A 17,638-nucleotide genomic window follows, 5' to 3' on the forward strand; every position below is an offset into this window, starting at 1 on the left:
GACCTGTTTTGATTCCTGTCTCATGCTCAGAAGCTGATGTTAAGCCCAAGGGTATAAATTGCGGTCGGGATGTCATCCTGGTAAATGGATGAATTGAACTCCGGGTCAAATCCTGTGAACTTCGTGAAAACAAACGGACTGATGGTCTGAACGTAGACACGGGCGTTCGACATCTTCCATCTGCTGATCAGGGCTGCCGGTAGCGTATAACCGGCGGTGATGTCGGAAATACGCAGAAAGCTTGCATCCTGGTACGTAATGGCATTCCGGTAGGGGTTAGGCACTGCAACCCCGAAGTAGGTATTGGACGGATTGTCACTGCGCCAGTAGTCCAGCGAAGCCAGCTTGTTGTAACGGGTATTATTCACTTCTCCGAACGTTCCGGCCAGTGTGTTATTCCGGTACTGTACGCCGTTGCGGTAGTAGATAAACATCGACAGGTCGAAATTCCGGTACCTGAACCGGTTGGTGAACCCCATCAGCCAGTTGGGCAACTGCGTGCCCAGCACGACACGGTCGTCGATACCCTCTGTTGAAGAGATCACGCCGTCGTTGTTCTGATCCACTACCCGGACCGAGCCAGGCTGTTGCTTGTAGACAGCCGCCTGGTCTTTTTCAGGAAGTTGCCAGATCCCGTCGAACTTGTAATCGAAGTTGGCTCTTATGGGGCGCCCGACAAACAGGTTATTACCCTTGTCTTCGGTTTGCCCGTCACCATACAGTGAAAGCAGCTTGTTACGGTTTCTTGTAAACGTCAGTGTGGTATTCCATGAAAAATTGTTTTTGGAGATATTGACCGTATTCAGGGTCAATTCAATTCCCCGGTTCCCGATTTCACCCACGTTGGCGATTACCTGGGAGAAGCCGGACACTGTGGGGATTTTTTGGTTCAGGATCAGGTCTACTGTTTTTCTGTTATACAGCTCGAGCGTACCTGATACCCGGTTTCTGATAAACCCGAAATCGATCCCTAAGTTGATTTCCTTGCTCCTTTCCCACCGAAGGCCTTTGTTGCCAAGGTTTGCGGGTGCGAAGCCGTACGCCGGTGACCCGTCAAAGTCGTACCCGGTATTCAGGAGCGAGGCCTGGGTGCTGTACGGACTCACGGTAGAATTGCCTACCTGACCGTAGCTGACCCTCAGCTTGAGGTCGGAAAGTGCACGGAAATCGTCCGTCATAAAAGGTTCGTCAATTAGTCTCCAAGCCAGGGCTACCGAGGGAAAAAACGCCCATTTGTTGTTCTCCGAAAGCTGAGACGCTCCGTCCGAACGTCCGGTCAGTGTCAGCAGGTAGCGGTCGGCGAAGGAATAGTTGACCCGTCCCATAAACGACAGCAGCGATCGTTCTACAAGCGAGCTGTTGTATCCTGTCACGGTTCCGTTGTTAATGGCATACCAGTCCGAAGCAAAGGGCAGATCTCTCACTGCGATCTGGTAGGCTTCATTCCGCTGGTAGAAGGTACTCTGCAATCCGGTGAAATTGATCCGGTGCCTGTCGATGTTCAGGCTGTAATTGATGATATTATCGAACGTATAGCTGGCCATGATCCGGCTGTCGTACTGGGCTCGGGGCTTGTTCCCGATCTGTGATTTTGACCAGGTGCCACGGTAGTCGCCCACTCTTTCCGAACTGTAGGAAGCAGACAAGGACGACCTGATGCTGAGACCCCGGGCGGGCAGGAACTCCACGTAGGCATTTCCCATTATGGTGGAAACTGTGGTTTGCAGCTTGGAATTTACCGGGGCGATATCCAGCAGGGGGTTGGGTACCTGCTTGTCATTGATCCCCATCCATACTGCAACGCCATTGATATCAACGTCCTGGTTTTCGGAGGGGTTGGCCAAATCCTGGTAGGACACCGTTCCGGTGGGACGGGCCCGGTAGGCGCCGCGCAGCGATTCCATTGATCCGAGAGCCTGGTCGCTGTAGGTCACGTAAGAAGTGAATCCGGCCTTAAAAAGTCTGCCGAGTTTGCTGTCCAGGCCGGCATTGAGATTGTATCTTTTGTAACCGGTGTGCAGTACATTCCCGTTTTCGTTCAGGTACCCGCCGGAAAAACGGTAGGTGGTATTGTCATTTCCGCCTGAAACGCTGATGTTCTGGCTCATTTGCAAAGCGGGATCAGTGATGAGGTCGACCCAGTCGGTTGTTCGGCCGCTCTCTATATTGGCCATCTCGGCTGCAGTGAAGGTAGCGGGTGCAACTCCTTCCAATACCCGGTCGGTATGGGTAACCTTGTAGAACTGTTCGCTGGTCATGAGTTTGGGCAGCCGGGCCGGCGCTTTTACACCCACATATCCGTCGTAGCTGATTCTGGGCTGTCCGGAAGCACCTTTTTTGGTGGTGATAATTACGACGCCATTGGCGCCTCTGGAGCCATATATAGCGGTCGAGGAAGCATCTTTGAGAATATCCATCGACTGAATGTCATTCGGGTTCAGGTTGTTCAGGTTGCCGCCCATCAGACCGTCGATAACAATCAGTGGTTCCGTAGAGAAGTTGATTGTATTTTCACCGCGTATCGTAATGCCGTAGCCGGCGCCGGGCCGGTTGCTCGACTTGGTGACGGTAGCGCCGGCAACCTGTCCCTGGATCGCCCGGGCAGCCATGACCGGATTGGCCCTGGTGATATCTTTGGATTGTATAGACGCTACCGCGCCCGTGAGGTCTGATTTTTTGACTTCTCCGTATCCGACGATGACCTGTTCGTCCAGCATCAGGTTATCTGCTTTCAGAACTACATCGAGGTGGCTTTTTGCTCCCACCGCCATCTCTACCCGGATATAGCCGATAAAGCTGAAAATCAGTACGCTATTGTTGTCAGGTACCGGTATCCGGAAGTTTCCGTGGTCGTCGGTGGCTGTCCCGGCCTGGGTGCCTTTTATCATAACACTTACACCGGGCAGCTCTTCACCGGTTTCCGAAACGACCCTCCCGGTAATAACACGGTCGGCTGTAGCTATATCCGCTTCTCCGCGGGCAACGACATTAATTGCCGGCATGCTGGGCGCCCCGTTTTCTACCGGGAACGTCGGGGGATATGCGGGGATACCCGCGCCTTTCGCTTTTCCGGAAAGAATAACGAAAGTCTTTTTATCTACCTTTTTCATTCGTAGCCCGGAAGGCTGCAGGATTTGGCTAAGTCCCCGTTCGGCGTCGCCGTCAAAATGGAGCTTACCTGATGAAACGGTAATTCCTTCCAGTACCTTCTCTTCGAAAAGGACATCCACACCGAAATGATTCCGGAATTTTCGTATCGCATCCCGGAGCGTCATCTGGCCGGCCTGGACAGGCTCTGTTCCTGAAGGCGGTATAGACTGAAAATGAGCCGACAGCAGCTGCGCCCGCAGGTCCGGGACGGTAAATGTCGCCGCTGCCAGTACAAGAACAGACAGAGTACGTCTACTTTTCTTCATAAACATCTGGAATTAGTTGAAAGGTCAGTAGGTAAGGGTATAAGTAGGAGGAAAGCGGTCGGATGCGGCGTTCGGAAACACTCTGATCTCCAGGACATCAGCTAGTATATGAAGCACTTTCTCCGCGGAATCGGCTTCATAGGTGCCTCCGATGGTACGTTTTGCCAGCGAGGAATCGGGGATGATAATATTTACCCCGAAAACATCATTGAGCTGCCCTGCTATTGCCGACAGGGAAGTATTGTTGAAAGTAAACCGATGGTGTTTCCAGTCGGCATGCATGGCTGCTGCCTGCTCATGCTTCCAGTCAAGTGCTCCCTTGTCCGATACCGTGACAATATCTCCGGGCTTCATGATCATAGGCCCGATATTGCGGCTTTTGCCGGAAATAAGCTGCACCTTGCCTTTGCTAAGGGCCACTTTACTTCCTTTCGGTCGGCTGTATACGACAAATTCGGTTCCCAGTACTTTTACCTCCAGGTCGTTGGCCGTTCGGACTATAAAGGGCCGGTGGCCAGGCAGGTGGGTCACAGAAAACTCTGCTTCCCCGTCGAGAAAAATTTTCCGTCCGGACTTTCCAAAACCGAAACGGGGAAACGTTACTGAAGAATTGGCATTCAGGGTTATCCTGCTACCGTCTGAAAGGTAGACAGTTTTCAATTCGCCGTATTTCGTACTGAAGGTGCGGTTCAGGATACGGTCATGGAACAGGTATCCCGACAATCCGGAAAGAATAAGAACCGATGCGGCAACGACCAGATAAAGCCTGTTATAAAGGGATTTACTCACGGCAGCATTTCCCGGCACGCCCTTTTTTGAAGTAACCTGCCGCCGTTGCCAGCGGTCAAAAGCGCCTTCGGCATCCAGAATAAGCTGGGGGTTCCGTGCTTCCCATTCTTCGAGCAGAATGAAATACAGCTCCCGGTAAGTCTGATCGGACATGGCACCGGCGATCAGGGTCTTTTGCAAAGGTGTGGCACGCCCTTCAAACAGAGCCTGTACCGAAACGCGGAACAACTCCTGGTTCATACCTGCGTAAAAAAATGTATTAGAAAAAAGGAAACTAGGAACCTGTCACCCAGTGAGAATACGGCAGCGATCATGGTGATAAAGCCGTTTTCGTGCAGAGAACGTTTTAAAATGGAAAGGACTTTCGTGATATGCCCCTCTATCGTTTTAGTGGAGAGATTCAGCTCGTCGGCGATGACCTGGTTTTTTTTGCCTTCAAACCGGCTCATAATAAAAACCTTCTGACTTTGTGGCGGTAAGGCCTTCAGTATATCCTCGATCTTGCTGTGCAGTTCATGGTATTGCAGCAACTGCTGGGGCGTACAGGAATTCTCGGGCCCGTTGGGCAAATCTACGGGAGTTGCTATCGTCTGTTCTTTTCCGAATTCACTTTTTAAATAGGCAAATGCTGCATGCCTGACTGTAGTAAAAAGATAGGCCCTGTAGGAAGTTTCGACCGAATTGTAAATTTTATGCTGCCAAAAACGGCTAAAGACTTCCATTACTATGTCTTCAGCTGCGGCCCTCGAATAAACGAAGCGTACCGCATGGCTGCACAGCGACTGGTAGTAGCGTTTGAATAGCAATTCACACCCTTTCAAATGATCGCTTTCGAAGCTCCGGCGGATGATCGTTTCATAGTCGATGACTCCTCCGGCACCGCTTCTTATGCCGATACCGGTAATGCATTTTTCTTCATTTCCAGCTATTTTCGATTCGTTAGGGTCCACTGGCCTGTTCAATAAGGTGAGGTGAATACTGTTCCGGGCTTCTGCCTTTGTGAGTGTTTTTCCTGCCTTATACCCTTGGTCGTGATCGTCTTTTTTTTAGATTTTTTTATAAAAAAGCTCTAGGGGGATAGTTTGAGGTTTTTTTTTGCCGTTTTCAAAAACCGGCGGTTTTCCCGGGCGGGCACACGAAATGAATACGCGACAGCCCGTTATGCGTACTATTTGGAAGAGCATCCTGTGGTTTAGCGGTAGCAAAACCCGGTAAGGTCGGGGGGGGAGGGGCAGGGCGTGTAAAATATGCTAATGGATCAGGGTGTGTGGGTCCTGATCCATTCAATTCTTATTCATTAATGCCGGGTTATACCAGCACCGCAAAACTCCTGATGATGGCCCCGATCCGGACTGCATCATAAATTCTTGCCTGGCTGCCGCCGTGGTTAAGCACCGATTGTTCGTGAGAAGTGACACACATTTCACATCCGTTCAAAGCGGAAATGGCAAGGCTTAACAATTCGAAGAATTCTTTCCCGAGAACCGGGTTGATCATAATGCTCATTTTTATGCCGGCGGGTGTCGTTTCGTAATATTCTTTTTTTACGAAATGCCGAAACCTGTAAAATACGTTGTTTGCATTCATAAGCGAGACGCAGGCAATGACCTCCGCAATTTCGGCTTCGGTCGCTCCCTCCCCGACAGCAAGGCCTTCCAGGCCGCTTGCAAGGGCGGAGTGCTTTTCATTGACGGCCGTTGCGTAGGCGACCAGGAGAATCTCTTTCCTGGAGAGATTCTGGTATTTCAGCACGTTGCTCACGTTTACCTTCAGGTCTTTAAGATAGCGGTGATCGGCCTGAACCAGTTTGTCCAGCAACGCGCTTTCGAATTGCTCGGGAAGATTTACTTCCTTGTAAAGTGATTCTTTCGGATTGGATGCAGATGCAAATGGATACATGTTGTTGTACAGATAAAAAGCAGGGACGAAACCCGCGTGAGGTGCCGCCCCTGTCGATTATTTAGTTTGTTAAATCAGTTGGTATTTATACGGCAAGGGTAGCCTCGCCTTTTTGCCAGTTGCAAGGACAGAGTTCGTCGGTTTGCAGGGCATCCAATACACGTATTACTTCACCTACGTTACGGCCTACCGAAAGGTCGTTAACGCTCACCCAGCGGATAATCCCCTGCGGATCCACGATATAAGTGGCACGATAGGCGATTTTTTCGTTAGTCTCCAGTATACCAAGTTCTTCGGCAAGCGACTTGGAGGTATCGGCCAGCATCGGGAATTGCAGCCCGCGAAGATCATCATGATCCTTTCTCCATGCCAGGTGTACAAATTCACTGTCGGTAGAGGCGCCGATCAGAAGCGTATCCCTGTCGCTGAAATCTTCAACATGCTTGTTGAATTCGGCGATTTCAGTAGGGCATACAAAGGTGAAATCTTTCGGCCACCAAAACATGACCATCCATTTGCCGGCAGCACGATGGTCGTTCGAGCTGATTTCGTAAAACTCGTTCCCTTTTTCCAGGGATACTACCGATGTCTTTTTAAACGAAGGAAACTCGGCTCCTACAGATAAGATGGAATTTGCCATGAGAGATAAATTTTATTTGTGATCAGAATTGTATTATTTTCTGATGACAAAGTTAACTCCATAAATCTTCAGGGGCAATCCGCCGGCTGGTACTTTGAGGGGAAATGCTGGTAAAAAGCGAATAGTATAGATTTATTGTTTTTATTAGCGCATAGATATGGTCTATACTTCTCCGTTGGGAGGAGATGATTAAAAATAATTTTTTAAAGATGAAGGGAGTGGTTATCCGCTTAAGTCAAAGGAAGTTAACGACGCTCTCGAGACCCATACCCCGCGAACCTTTTACCAATACATGGGTATGTTGCTGCGGGTTATCCATAATCCAGTTGTGCAGCGAGAATTTGTCAGGGAAATAGTAAGCTTTTGGCAGGCTCCTCAAAGCGTGTGCGATTTCTTTACCAAACAGCAGCACCACATCAAAAGCTCCTCTCGCAATGAGGTCGCCCAGCAATTCGTGTTCTGATTTGCTTTCGTTGCCAAGTTCGAGCATGTCCCCGAGGATAACCATTTTTCTTTCCGCATCCATTTTTGAGAAATTCTCCAGGGCGGCTGCCATAGACGAGGGATTTGCGTTGTAGGCATCCAGGAGGATGGTATTGGTATTTCGTTGGACGATCTGGGACCGGTTGTTGTCCGGCGTATAATCCGAAATAGCACGGTGCGCCTGGTCTTCCGGAACCTCGAAATAGGCCCCGATACGAAGCGCAGCGCAGATATTATTGAAGTTATATTCACCCACCAGGTGCGTGGAAACAACAAGATCACCTATAGAATACGTCACAAACGGTGTCTGTCCGATCATGATGGGATTAGGCGCAGTACTTTCCGAATTATAAAAGACAATATCCCCGAAGGCGCGACGCTTGCTGACCAGTTCCATCAGGGTCTCATTCGCCGCATTGACAAAAATGGTGCCTTTCTTCTTTGAGAGGTAATCGTATAGTTCTCCTTTAGCCCGCTTCACGCCATCGAGGCTTCCGAAACCTTCGAGGTGGGCTTTGCCGATATTGGTGATCAGTCCGTGGGTGGGCTGGGCAATTGTGCAGAGCAGCGCAATTTCCTTTTCATGATTGGCCCCCATTTCTACTACCAGCATATCGGTCGTGTCGGTATCTACCGAAAGAATGGTCAGTGGCACGCCGATGTGGTTGTTCAAATTGCCTTTGGTGGAAACGGTCCGGTAGCGGGCGGAGAGTACGCAGGTGATCAGTTCCTTGGTGGTGGTTTTCCCGTTGGAGCCGGTAAGGGCTATCACCGGGAAACTGAAAGTTTTTCGGTGGACGCGGGCCAGTTCCTGGAGGGCTTCCAATACATTGTCGACCAGGATGACCCGGTCGGAAGTAGCCACGGCAGGATCATCTACGACGGCATAGGCTGCGCCTTTTTCAAGGGCCTGCGCTGCAAATTGATTCCCGTCAAAATGGTCGCCTTTCAGGGCGAAAAACAAACAGCCTTGGGGAAGATGGCGGGTGTCGGTCGAAATGCGGCCGGAACCGTGACCTGCCCCGAGGAAAAGATCATAAATTTTTGAAATGTCCATTAGTTGGCCGATTGTCCGGAATTTATATTCATCATATCCGTATCATTGGAAGTTTTTCGTTACAGAGGTAACGGATCCTCAAAAATATGCGAAATATCTTCTATGAAGTTACATATAGCCCTAATAATACTGATTCTATCAATACCTGCAGAAGGGGTCAATGCCCAAACTTCCTGGTTTGCAAGGGATACGCTTTCTGCTGTCTCAAAAGACGGGCGGTTGCTGAATAATCCGTGGGCCGGAGGCCTCAACGCCGTACAATACGGGAAAATGGATCTGAACGGCGATGATGAGGAGGACCTGGTGGTATTTGACCGGACCACAAGCAAAATCAGCACCTTTCTGGCAGACAAGGCCCGCAGGATTTTCGTTCACCGTCCTGAATACGAGCTGCGTTTTCCTGCCGTGTTCAACTGGATGACGCTGGCCGACTACGATGGGGACGGCAAAAAAGAATTGTTCACGCATACCGCCCAGGGGGTAACTGTCTACCGTCAGCAGTCCGGCGGGGAGAAGGAATGGAGCTGGGAGAGAGTGGTTGAGTACCTTACGACCAGGGGGCTGTCCGGGAACCAGGTTAACCTCCAGGTGGCGGCTTCGGATATTCCGGCTATAGTGGATTTTGACAATGACGGAGACCTGGACATTATTTGCTTTGAAGGGGGCGGCGATTTTGTCGAGCTCAATCAGAATATGAGCATGGAGCGGTACGGCAACGCAGACCACCTGGAGTTTGTGCGCAACGGGTTGTGCTGGGGAGATTTCCGGAAGCACACTTGCGACGACTTTGTGTTCGGTGTTTCCTGCGGGGTCGAATCCGGCAAACCGGACAACGGCCGGGTCAAACATGCCGGTAATGCAATTTTGCTGCACGACCTGGATGGGGATGGTAGAAAAGATATGTTGCTTGGGAATGTCGACTGCGAGAATCTCAGTATCCTTTTCAATGAAGCAACCGGCATAGCTGCCCGTTTTACCGGGTACAAGTCGCTTTATCCGGTGAGCGAGCCGGCCGTTATGCCGGTTTTTCCTGCAGCATACCTGGAAGACGTAGACTTTGACGGGAAAAAAGATCTGCTCGTTTCGCCTAATGTGTATGGCAATGACAACCTGATGATGGATTTTGTTGCTTCGGGTTGGTATTACCGCAACGCCGGCACAGACGAGCGGCCGGATTTTCAATTGGTCCGCAAGGATTTCCTGCAGGCAGACATGGTTGATGTAGGGGAGAACGCGGCGGCGTCTTTTTTTGACCTGGACGGAGACGGACTGGTTGATATGCTGATCGGCAACCGCGGGCGCTACGAAGAGGAAGATTTCCGTGGAAGGCTCTATTTATACAAAAACAAGGGTACAAAGGAACAGCCGGTATTCGAATTACAAACCGATGATTACCTGGCGTTGTCGGCGCAACCCGGACATACGGATCTACAACCGCAATGGATCGATGTCAATAAGGACGGTAAGCCAGATCTTACCTTGATCAGTATAAAGGAGAGGAAGCTGCACCTGCGTTATTTCCTGAACCTCGGTGCGGCCGGGGGAACCGTACAATTGGGGGCAGGAACAGAGGTGGCGCTGCCGCACGAACTGTCCGTATCGGACCGCGTGCATTTCTATGACTACGACCGCGACGGTGACCCTGATCTTGTAATAGGCGGAGTGCTGGGCAATGTAAGTCTTTATGAAAATACGGGAAGCGGCGCGTCGGCCCGGTTTGTACTTCGGGAATCTGCTTTGGGCGGGATCGGGCCGGGTTTTTCACGGCGTTATCAGTCCGTGGCCGTGAGCGACCTCAACCTCGACGGGAGACCGGATCTCGTGACTGTAGATCAGAGCGGGAAAATAAACGTGTATTACGACGGCAATTGGGGAAGCTGGGCAAAAAAAGATACTGCGGTAGTAGGGGAACCGGTATCCGGGCTTCCGTCAGCGCCGTCGCTCGGCAACCGGCTGCATCTCTCGGTGGGCGATCTTAACGGGGATGGTAAGACAGATATTGCTGTGGGAACGCTGGCCGGCGGGATTTCGCTGTTCCGGAACCTGCATCCGGGCAGTGTATTGGGCGTAGAGCCGGAATCGGATTTACGGGTTTATCCCAATCCCGCTCAAAGCTCACTTTCCATGTCTGCCGTTTCGGGCGGAGAAGTCGCGATTTTTGATTTTCTTGGTAATCGCAGGTTTGCCGGGTATTTGCCTGCCGGATCAGTAGTCAAGGTGCCGCTAGCCGGATGGCAGGCAGGTGTGTATCTTGTGGTATTGTCCGGGAACGGGAAAAAGGAAACGCGAAAGGTGATTGTTCATCAGAGATAGTTTGCGGCCTGGGGGCGTCATTCCGAGAAAGAAGTTTTTTTTCGAAAACACCTTGTAGCGGAGAAGACAAATAGATGTTGTCAATGGAAGTCGCTACCACCCGGACGGTCATCCTGAAGCGGAACGCAGTGGAGTCGAAGGATCTCCTGTTGGTACTAAAAAGCCCGTCGAAATGGATTTGGTACCGGGAGCGGGAGATCCCTCCACTGCGGTCGGGATGACCCTCCGGTTGGAGCGGCGCGAAACCTGTTGTTGTCAATGGTAGCGCATCTGCCGGACGGTCATCCTGATCGGAGCGCAGCGGAGTCGAAGGATCTCCTGTTGGTACTAAAAGCCCGTTGAAATGGATTTGGTGCAGGGAGCGGGAGATCCCTCCACTGCGGTCGGGATGACCCTCCGGTTGGAGCGGCGCGAAACCTGTTGTTGTCAATGGTAGCGCATCTGCCGGAGGTCATCCTGAAGCGGAGCGCAGCGGAGTCGAAGGATCTCCTGTTGGTACTAAAAGCCCGTTGAAATGGATTTGGTGCAGGGAGCGGGAGATCCCTCCACTGCGGTCGGGATGACCCTCCGGTTGGAGCGGCGCCAAACCTGTTGTTGTCAATGGTAGCGCCGTCTTCCGAGCACCGTCATTCCGAGCGGAACGCAGTGAAGCCGAGGAATCTCCTATTCAGAAGGAAAAAGCCCGTTTATAGAGGATTGGGTTTGGGAGAGGGAGATCCCTCCACTGCGGTCGGAATGACGGGGCCGACCGTTCATGCCGACCGTAGCAGTAGCCGGAATGACAGGGGCGAAAGCCACGAATTCCAGCGGTTCGCACTTCCGGCGATCTGATTTAAGAAAACAACAAATCCGTATATCGTAAATAATTGATTTTTAATACAGAACTCACGAATAGCTAATTTTTATTCGTGCATTCTGTACAACAAACTTACAGATGCCTGATAATGGAACGCATGGCTTCTATTGAATGGGTGTCCAAAGATCAGCCTTCGACAGGCTCAGGCGCCGTCCGGCACCCGCCGTCCGGCACCCGCCGTCCGGATGGCGCCTGCCGGCAGGCGCCTGAGCTCGTCGAAGGCTACCTACCGGAGGCTGCCTGCCGGCAGGCGGGTGAGCCCGTCGAACCCCTTTAACCCAATCTGCCGGATGTCTGATCCTCAACCAGGTCAAAAGCTAAGTGTTGTTTATTTAAATCAATGCACCAAACGTGCTTCTCTCGAATTCGTGGCCCCGTATCGCCGGTCAGTTCACTGTTTCAATGGCAATCGCGCTTTTGTTAGGAATTTCATCGCTGGCGACCTTCAGGATCACATCGCCCGGTTTCAGTTCGCCGAAAATCTGTACCTGCGAATCCGTGACGTCGCCGCGTTCAACGCTGACCCGCTCGGCAACGCCGTTTACTACGCGGATAACAAACGTCTGCTCCATGTTACTCAGAACAGATGTTTTAGGGACGAAAATACTTCCTTCACCCGACTGCACCGGTAGCCTGGCCGAAACAAACATACCGGGCTTGAGCTTACGGTCCGGGTTCGAAATGTCGATTTCTATCATTTCGGAACGGGTATCCGGGCGCACGCTATGCGAAATCCTGCTGATGTTCCCGCTGAATACCTGGTTTTGAAAGGTACGCACCGAGAACTGAACGTGCGCACCCGAACGTATATCGCCCAGGTAGGCTTCCGGAACGGCCAGACGGAGCCTCAGCCGGTCCAGTTGCTTGATTTTAAGCAGCGGGACGGAGTTTTGTCCGCCTGGTCCTACGAAAGCACCGGGTGAGAGGCGGCGGTCGGTGACTACGCCGGCAAACGGAGCCGTAATTTTTAGATAATCAACCAATTGCTTCACCGATTCGTAGTGCGCCTGCTCGGCCACCACCATAAGGCTGTCGGACATAGCCTTCGACCAGAAAGTCTCCACATCCATTTCGGATATAGCGCCGGGGGTTTTCCGGGTCTTCAGAGCGCGCTGGTAGGTGGCGCGACTCGACTGGTACATAGCTTCGGCAGCTTTTACTTTGGAGAACGCTGCGGTCAGGTTGGCGATCAGCTCGGGAGCTTCCAGCTCCGCCAGTAGCTGGCCTTTGTTCACCCGGTCGCCTATATCGACGTGTATTTTGCTGATGTAACTGCTTACGCGCGGGAAAAGGTCGGTTTCGTAAAAACTTTCCAATTCGCCGGGGAGGTTGATTTCCCGTACTGGCTGTGCGCCTTTGATGGTGACAGCGGAATAGCGGAATTCGTCGTTTTTGCCGGCCTGTTCTTTCGCCAGGTTTTCTGCATGCTTTTTCGGGCCGCAGGAAGCCACTAGGAGGCCGGCGATTGCTACTGTTATGATTCGATGCATGGGGCAGCTCATGGTTGCAATTAATTAATGTGGTTGGAGATGGCGGCCGTTGACGGTTCCAGGTTTTCTGTTTCGAATTCGCGGCTGTCAGGATTGTCCGGGTCGAGGGACACCGAATCGAAGGATACTTTCTTCATAATGAGCGAGAACGCAATAGGCAGTATAAAAAGAGTGGCGCCGGTAGAGGCCAGCAACCCACCGATTACGGCACGCCCGAGCGGAGCTGTCTGTTCGCCGGTATCGCCAAATCCGCTTGCCATGGGCACCATCCCGATGGACATCGCGAGTGTCGTCATTAAAATGGGCCGGAGGCGAAGTCCGCCGGCTGTTCTGGCCGCCAGTGTGGCGTCGCGGTATTGCAGGCGCAGCGTTTCTGCGTTGGTGACAAGCAGCAACGCGTTGGCCACCGATACCCCTACTGACATGATGATACCCATATAGGACTGCAGGTTTAGCGTCTGTCCTGTGAAATAAAGCAGGATCAGCGCGCCGGTCAGTACCGAAGGAATGGTAATCATAATGGTGCTGGCCAGCCGGAAGGATTGGTAGGTAGCAGACAGCAGCAGGAAAATCACGACTACGGCCAGCCCAAGCCCGAACTGGAGGCTTTCCAGTGTTTCTTTCAGAAGCTGTGCAATTCCCTCCACGGTTACGACACTTCCCCGCGGCGGTTCTCCGGCAGCCAATACTGCCTGATTAACCGCGGCGCTCGCCGATCCCAGGTCAACCTGGTGGATATTGGCGGTAATGGTCAGCATCCGCCGGGGGCCGCGGCGGTCATATTGCGCCGGTAAATTGCTGGTAGAAATCGAGGCTACGTCCCCCAGGGTGGGCCGAAGCTGCCCTTTCACAAGGGGAATCCCCTGGATGTCGGCAACGGAGCGCATGTGCTGGGGGGACATTTCTACCTGCACCTGGTAGGCAAAGCCTTTGTTCTGATCCAGCCAGAGATTCTTGGCGGTAAACCGGCTCGAGGATGTGGCGGCTACCAGTGACTTGGCGATTACATCTACTGAAAGCCCGAGCTGCGCGGCTCTTTGCCGGTCAATCTTGATCTGTACAGTGGGGTACCGCATGGGCTGTTTTACCCTGACGTCGCGCAGGTACGGAATTTTGTCGAGCTCTTTGATGATTTTCTGGGCGAAAACCTGGTTTTCCCGGATATCTTTCCCGCCAATAACCACTTCGATAGGTGTGGAGGCGCCCTGGCTCATGATCTTTTCAGTGAGCTCTATGGGTTCGAAGGTAACCTTCATGTCAGGTTGTTCTTTCTGGATGCGCTGGCGGAGCTGGTCTTTCAGCAGATCAAGTGAGGCCAGCTCATAGTCAGGCGAAAGGCTCACCTGTAAAATGGCTTCGTGCGGTCCGGAGTTAAATACGTACAGCGCGCTGGTGCCGTAACTCGACGGCGTCATCCCCACATAAGCCGACGTAATCGAGATGTTCTCATGGCCGACCAACTCGTCCAGCTGGCCCAGGATGTCTTTCACCCGTTCCTCCATCCGCTCTAGCCGGAGCCCTTCCGGCCCGATCAAACGTACCTGGAATTGCTTGGCACGGTCCTGGCGCGGCATAAGGTCGGTTCCGATGGCCCAGAACAGGACGCCTACAAGCGAGAACATGGTCACGAGGTAGGCCGCTACCACCATTTTCCGGTGTTTCATCAGTCTCCCCACCGTCCGGGTGTAACCCTTCTGGACTTTGTCCATCAAGCTTTCTTTTTTCGTAGCTTCGGTATGGCCGTTGTGTGTTGCGGAATGCACGTGGTCTTTGAGCCACCAGTTACAAAGAATGGGTACAAGCGTTTGCGACAGGATAAATGATACGATGATAGAAAAACCTACCGCAAGTGACAGCGGGAGAAACATGCCCTTGGGAATCCCGTTCATCATAAAAGCGGGAGCAAAAACCGCCAGGATGGCAATCGTAATCAGAAGCAACGGGAAGCTCATTTCAGCCGACGCATCTTTGATAGCACGCGCCTTGGGTTTCCCCATTTCCAGGTGCTGGTGAATATTTTCGATCACCACAGTAGATTGGTCTACGAGGATCCCGATTGCAAGGGCAAGACCCGACAATGTCATGATATTGATGGTCTGGCCCGTAAGCTGCAGCATTAATATGGATGAGAGAAGCGAGGCCGGAATGGTGAGAATCACTATGATGGAGCTTCGCAGGTCCCTCAGGAACAAAAATACCATCAAACCGGTAAGAATGGCGCCCAGGCCTCCTTCCACAGCCAAAGCGTGCACCGACTGCATGACGTATACCGATTGGTCAAACTCATAGGTAAGGTCCACATATTCGGGCAAAAGGTTTTTCATTTCGGGGAGCTTGGCTTTGAGCGCATTTACTACCGACATGGTGGAGGCATCGCCCGATTTTGAAACCGGAATATAGACAGAACGCTTGCCGTTGATAAGCGCATATCCTACCGGAACGTCGGTAGCGTCTTCAACAGTAGCCACGTCGCGCATAACAACGGTAGGGCCTACACCCTGGCGGAGCGGAATGTTGAAAAAATCTTCTACATTGTCCAGTACCGTGTTGCTGGGCGTCATCACCATAAAGTCGCCGATGCGGACGTTACCGGCAGGTGAAATTTTATTGTTTGCTACTACGGCCGCCACGATTTCGTCGGGGGTGAGCTCGTAGCTTCTCATTTTGTCAGGGTCAACGCGAATGACTACGGTACGCTCATTGGAACCGAACGGGGAAGTAGCCACCCCGCCGGGGATTTGTGAGAACAGCGGCCTGATCCGAGAAGAGGCCAGGTCCTGTAATTCTGCCAGCGGCGCGCTTTTACTGCTGAAAATTAATTGGCCTACCGGGAGAGACGAGGCATCAAAGCGTACTACCGTAGGCGGTACCGTGCCGGGCGGAAGGTAGTTCATAACCCGGTTGACCTGGTTGGCCACCTCCCCGGCGACCTGGGCCATGTTAACGTTTTCGTAAAAAGTACATTTTACCAGACAGGTTCCCTGGATGTTTTTAACCTCTACGTCCTTGATGCCTGACACATACAGCATTTGGTTTTGGTAACGGGTGGCCACGAATCCCTCCATCTGGCTTGCCGACATCCCGCCGTAAGGCTGCGAGATGTATATGGTGGGGAGGTTCAGGTTGGGGAATATGTCGACCGGGATTCTGGTAAGCGCCAGCGATGCAAAAATTGCAACAGCGAACAGTGCCACTATAATGGCAATAGGCTTGTTTAAGGCTGTCTTTAACATATTTAATGGCTAATTTGAAATTTGGTCAAGGAAAACCGTAAAGTCGCCTTTTGCTGCAGATTTGACCAGCAGAGACCGCCAGACATTGTTGACTGAAATGTAGTATTCCGCTTCCGCCTTGATATAGAGATCCGCCACCTGGGTAAGCAGGAGAATGTTTTCAAGCCCGCTCTCATAACGTGCTTTGGACTGCGCGTAGGCCTGTTTGGCTGCGTTGAGGAGTGTCGGGGTTTTCTGAACGGATTGATAGGCCAGGTTAAACTGGATATCCGAATTTCTGAGGTCGGCCTTGGTTTTCAGCAGGGTGGCGTTGTAGGCTTCCTGTGCGGCAATAAACCGGTAATGCTGCGCCGAGATCTGCCTCCGGGTTTGAAATGCCCGCGTCGGAAACCAAACCAGGGTGGCGCCCATGGCATAATTAAAGGCGCGAAGCCCAAGTCCTGAAAGTGACGATGAAATGTAAAAATCGCCTTCCGGTCCCGGCCTTTCCTTAATACCGGAACCGCGGCCCCAGAACGCCCCCATCAGGTGAAGTTCCGGCATTACGCCGAGACGCGCCCGCTTCATTTCACTTTCAACAGCCTTTTGGCGGGCCAGCAGGGTAAGCACATGCGGATGTTTTTCGGGTTCGCTGCTCGCAAAGTTGAAATCCGGAGGCAGCTTCGAATAGAAATTCATGGTGTCGATATCCAGTTCCCTGCCTGGTTCACCGATAAGTTCGCAGAGCAGTTCCTGGTATTTTTTCACCCGGGCCTGGCTTTCCATCCATTGCAGCAGTGCTTTGGTCGACTCTGCGATTGCAATCGAGCTGTCGATACCCGCTTTCAGGCCGGAATTGGCATTGGCGCGGGTTACCGACAGGATATCCTCGTTGCGCCTGAGATTACGTTCCTGTATGCGCGCGTATTTCTGTGCATTCAGCGCCAGCAGGTACACGTCGGCCACTCTGACCTGGTGTTCAAAAAGTTCCTGCTCGTAAAGCTGGTTGGCAACGTCCTGCCGCGATACGCCAATCGACCGGTCGCTTGCCTTGCGCCCGAAAGTGAAAGCCTGCCAGTCTACCATTGAGACAGCGGAAGAGGTCCATGCCGGCTGCCAGTTGAACTCATTTGTTTTGATAGAGCCACTAAGGCCGGGTAATAACCCCTCGTACCCGAGATTGACACCTCTTACCTGGTTGGATGTTCCAAAGAGCGCCTGCGCCTGGATACCCGCTTTGGGCAGATAGCCGGCCATCATTGCGCGCAGCTCTTCGCCGGCTGCCTGTTTCTCGGCAACACGTTTTTTTAGCGTCGGGTAGTTGTTCCGGGCTTTTTCCAGGGCTTCCGGGAGATCGATTGACAGAATGTCCTCTGATTGCTGGGCGTAGCTTTGAAGAGGGGTGAGGACGATAAACGAAAGGGTGAAAAAAAGTGCTGCTTCTAATCCTCGTAACATAATCCGCGTTAAGTACCTTGTAATG

12 protein-coding genes are annotated in these 17,638 nt (G+C 52.1%); 3 read left to right on the forward strand and 9 right to left on the reverse strand.

The window, feature by feature from the left end:
- Positions 1–26 precede the first annotated feature (26 nt).
- The 6 genes from ABD852_RS00800 to ABD852_RS00825 all read right to left on the reverse strand — a co-directional run bounded on the left by ABD852_RS00800 (position 27) and on the right by ABD852_RS00825 (position 8,284).
- Positions 27–3,416 carry a SusC/RagA family TonB-linked outer membrane protein gene (locus ABD852_RS00800; RefSeq protein ID WP_345026082.1) on the reverse strand — a complete coding sequence of 1,130 codons (3,390 nt, stop codon included), beginning with the start codon at positions 3,414–3,416 and terminating at the stop codon, positions 27–29.
- A 24-nt stretch (positions 3,417–3,440) separates the two neighbouring features.
- Complete coding sequence (locus tag ABD852_RS00805) at positions 3,441–4,445, reverse strand: FecR family protein (protein ID WP_345026083.1); 1,005 nt, start codon at positions 4,443–4,445, stop codon at positions 3,441–3,443.
- Complete coding sequence (locus tag ABD852_RS00810; RefSeq protein WP_345026084.1) at positions 4,442–5,155, reverse strand: RNA polymerase sigma-70 factor; 714 nt, start codon at positions 5,153–5,155, stop codon at positions 4,442–4,444. Before ABD852_RS00810 ends, ABD852_RS00805 begins: the two co-directional genes overlap by 4 nt.
- 358 nt (positions 5,156–5,513) lie before the next feature.
- On the reverse strand, positions 5,514–6,104 hold the full coding sequence (locus ABD852_RS00815; protein ID WP_345026085.1) for a carboxymuconolactone decarboxylase family protein: 591 nt from the start codon (positions 6,102–6,104) through the stop codon (positions 5,514–5,516).
- An 85-nt stretch (positions 6,105–6,189) separates the two neighbouring features.
- A complete protein-coding gene (locus ABD852_RS00820; RefSeq protein ID WP_345026086.1) occupies positions 6,190–6,744 on the reverse strand; it encodes a peroxiredoxin in 555 nt (184 codons plus the stop codon).
- Positions 6,745–6,979: 235 nt separating this feature from the next.
- Positions 6,980–8,284 carry a UDP-N-acetylmuramoyl-tripeptide--D-alanyl-D-alanine ligase gene (locus tag ABD852_RS00825; RefSeq protein WP_345026087.1) on the reverse strand — a complete coding sequence of 435 codons (1,305 nt, stop codon included), beginning with the start codon at positions 8,282–8,284 and terminating at the stop codon, positions 6,980–6,982.
- 102 nt (positions 8,285–8,386) lie between these two features.
- Between ABD852_RS00825 and ABD852_RS00830 the strand changes: the two genes are divergently transcribed.
- From ABD852_RS00830 to ABD852_RS00840, 3 genes are all read left to right on the forward strand, one after another.
- Positions 8,387–10,597, forward strand: coding sequence for a T9SS type A sorting domain-containing protein (locus ABD852_RS00830; protein ID WP_345026088.1), 2,211 nt, complete (start codon positions 8,387–8,389; stop codon positions 10,595–10,597).
- Positions 10,598–11,197: 600 nt separating this feature from the next.
- On the forward strand, positions 11,198–11,428 hold the full coding sequence (locus ABD852_RS00835) for a hypothetical protein (protein WP_345026089.1): 231 nt from the start codon (positions 11,198–11,200) through the stop codon (positions 11,426–11,428).
- A gap of 113 nt (positions 11,429–11,541) precedes the next feature.
- Entirely contained in the window at positions 11,542–11,730 is a 189-nt protein-coding gene (locus ABD852_RS00840; RefSeq protein WP_345026090.1) for a hypothetical protein, read from the forward strand.
- Between the two features lie 109 nt (positions 11,731–11,839).
- Here ABD852_RS00840 and ABD852_RS00845 read toward each other — a convergent pair whose 3' ends face one another.
- Genes ABD852_RS00845 through ABD852_RS00855 form a run of 3 tightly spaced genes read right to left on the reverse strand, consistent with a single transcriptional unit; the run spans position 11,840 to position 17,613 of the window.
- Positions 11,840–12,943 (reverse strand): efflux RND transporter periplasmic adaptor subunit, encoded by a 1,104-nt coding sequence (locus tag ABD852_RS00845; protein ID WP_345026091.1) that lies wholly within the window; start codon positions 12,941–12,943, stop codon positions 11,840–11,842.
- 20 nt (positions 12,944–12,963) lie between these two features.
- On the reverse strand, positions 12,964–16,176 hold the full coding sequence (locus ABD852_RS00850; RefSeq protein ID WP_345026092.1) for an efflux RND transporter permease subunit: 3,213 nt from the start codon (positions 16,174–16,176) through the stop codon (positions 12,964–12,966).
- 9 nt (positions 16,177–16,185) lie between these two features.
- On the reverse strand, positions 16,186–17,613 hold the full coding sequence (locus tag ABD852_RS00855; RefSeq protein WP_345026093.1) for a TolC family protein: 1,428 nt from the start codon (positions 17,611–17,613) through the stop codon (positions 16,186–16,188).
- Positions 17,614–17,638 lie beyond the last annotated feature (25 nt).

It is taken from the genome of Ravibacter arvi, from assembly GCF_039540405.1.
Classification (GTDB): Bacteria; Bacteroidota; Bacteroidia; order Cytophagales; family Spirosomataceae; genus Ravibacter; species Ravibacter arvi.

Coding starts and splice junctions, on each gene's coding strand:
- ABD852_RS00800 (WP_345026082.1), bottom strand. CDS start 3,416: ATGAAGAAAAGTAGACGTACTCTGTCTGTTCTTGTACTGGCAGCGGCG.
- ABD852_RS00805 (WP_345026083.1), bottom strand. CDS start 4,445: ATGAACCAGGAGTTGTTCCGCGTTTCGGTACAGGCTCTGTTTGAAGGG.
- ABD852_RS00815 (WP_345026085.1), bottom strand. CDS start 6,104: ATGTATCCATTTGCATCTGCATCCAATCCGAAAGAATCACTTTACAAG.
- ABD852_RS00820 (WP_345026086.1), bottom strand. CDS start 6,744: ATGGCAAATTCCATCTTATCTGTAGGAGCCGAGTTTCCTTCGTTTAAA.
- ABD852_RS00825 (WP_345026087.1), bottom strand. CDS start 8,284: ATGGACATTTCAAAAATTTATGATCTTTTCCTCGGGGCAGGTCACGGT.
- ABD852_RS00830 (WP_345026088.1), top strand. CDS start 8,387: ATGAAGTTACATATAGCCCTAATAATACTGATTCTATCAATACCTGCA.
- ABD852_RS00835 (WP_345026089.1), top strand. CDS start 11,198: ATGGTAGCGCCGTCTTCCGAGCACCGTCATTCCGAGCGGAACGCAGTG.
- ABD852_RS00840 (WP_345026090.1), top strand. CDS start 11,542: ATGGAACGCATGGCTTCTATTGAATGGGTGTCCAAAGATCAGCCTTCG.
- ABD852_RS00845 (WP_345026091.1), bottom strand. CDS start 12,943: ATGCATCGAATCATAACAGTAGCAATCGCCGGCCTCCTAGTGGCTTCC.
- ABD852_RS00850 (WP_345026092.1), bottom strand. CDS start 16,176: ATGTTAAAGACAGCCTTAAACAAGCCTATTGCCATTATAGTGGCACTG.
- ABD852_RS00855 (WP_345026093.1), bottom strand. CDS start 17,613: ATGTTACGAGGATTAGAAGCAGCACTTTTTTTCACCCTTTCGTTTATC.